The sequence below is a fragment of the Thioalkalivibrio sp. AKL9 genome (assembly GCF_000377825.1).
GTDB classification, from domain to species: Bacteria; Pseudomonadota; Gammaproteobacteria; order Ectothiorhodospirales; family Ectothiorhodospiraceae; genus Thioalkalivibrio; species Thioalkalivibrio versutus.
The window spans coordinates 1-1,312 of the sequence record NZ_KB905131.1 but is presented as its reverse complement, the minus strand read 5'-3'; the positions used below and the strand labels follow the sequence as shown (position 1 = coordinate 1,312).

The 1,312-nt window shown below is 66.2% G+C and carries 1 protein-coding gene; it reads left to right on the top strand.

The window, feature by feature from the left end; genetic code table 11:
• Nucleotides 1-88 precede the first annotated feature (88 nt).
• A complete protein-coding gene (locus D573_RS0113715; RefSeq protein WP_018939220.1) occupies nt 89-1,309 on the top strand; it encodes an ISL3 family transposase in 1,221 nt (406 codons plus the stop codon).
• Nucleotides 1,310-1,312: the final 3 nt, after the last annotated feature.

The following is a 1,312-nucleotide window of genomic DNA, read 5'->3' as shown; positions in this document are numbered from 1 at the left end:
TGGTTCATCGAAGGATACCGGGGAGGTGTTCGACCGCTGAAGGGCATCGTAGTCTCGCGTGGAGCCAGGAAGGACACGGGAGGGAGCGATGCTGGACAAGAAGACGTTGCAGAAGCTGGGCGGCTGGGAAGGCTATCGGCTGGAGCGTGCGGTTTGGCCGGAGGAGGCCGGCGGCACGCTGGAGTTGCACCTGAAGCCGACGCGGCAGTGGATGCACTGCGAACGCTGCGGTCATCGGACCCGGCAGGTGCACGAGACGACGCTGCGGCGGGTCCGGGATCTTCCCCTGTTCGAGTACCGGGTGGTGCTGGTGGTGCCGCGTCGCCGCGTGTGGTGCGAGCACTGCGGCGGTCCCCAGTTGGAGCGGCTGAGCTGGCTGGGGCGCTATCAGCGGCTGACCAACCGGTTGGCGGATGCCTGCAGTCAGTTGTTGCGTTCGGCCAGTATCCAGGCCGTGGCCGTGTTCTATGGCCTGGGCTGGCACACGGTGAAGACGGTGGACCGGCATCGACTGGCGGCTGCGCTGCCGGAGCCGGACTGGGCGTCGATCCGCTATCTGGCGATGGACGAGTTCGCCCTGCACAAGGGGCACCGCTACGCGACCGTGGTGATCGAGCCGATCCGGCGCCAGGTGTTGTGGGTCGGTGAAGGCCGCTCGCGCGAGACCGCGCGGGCCTTCTTCGAGCAGCTCCCCGAAGGCGTGCGCGAGCGCATCGAGGCGGTGGCGATCGACATGACCACGGCCTTTGAGCTCGAGATCCGGGCGCAGTGCCCGCGCGCCGAGATCGTCTATGACCTGTTCCATGTGGTCGCCAAGTACGGCCGCGAGGTGATCGACCGAGTGCGTGTCGACGAGGCGAAGCGCCTGGGCGACGACCGACAGGCTCGACGAGTGATCAAGTCCAGCCGCTGGCTGCTGTTGCGCAACCGGACGTCGTTGAACGCCGGCCAGGCGGTGCACCTGGACGAGCTGCTGCAGGCCAACCAAGCGTTACTGACGGTCTACCTCTTACGCGACGAACTCAAGAGACTGTGGTTCCAGCGCAGCCCCGAGCGGACGCACCAGGCGTGGCGGCAATGGGTGCAGCAAGCGCACGAGAGCGGAATCCAGGCCCTGCAGCGCTTCGCACGCCTGCTGGAGCCCTACCTGCCCGGCATCGTCTCGCGCTGCCGCCACCGGCTGAACACCAGCGTCGTCGAGGGCATTAACAACACGATCAAGGTCATCAAGCGTCGGGCCTATGGCTATCGCGACCAGGAATACTTCTTCCTCAAAATCCGCGCAGCCTTCCCCGGTAATGCTCGATGAACC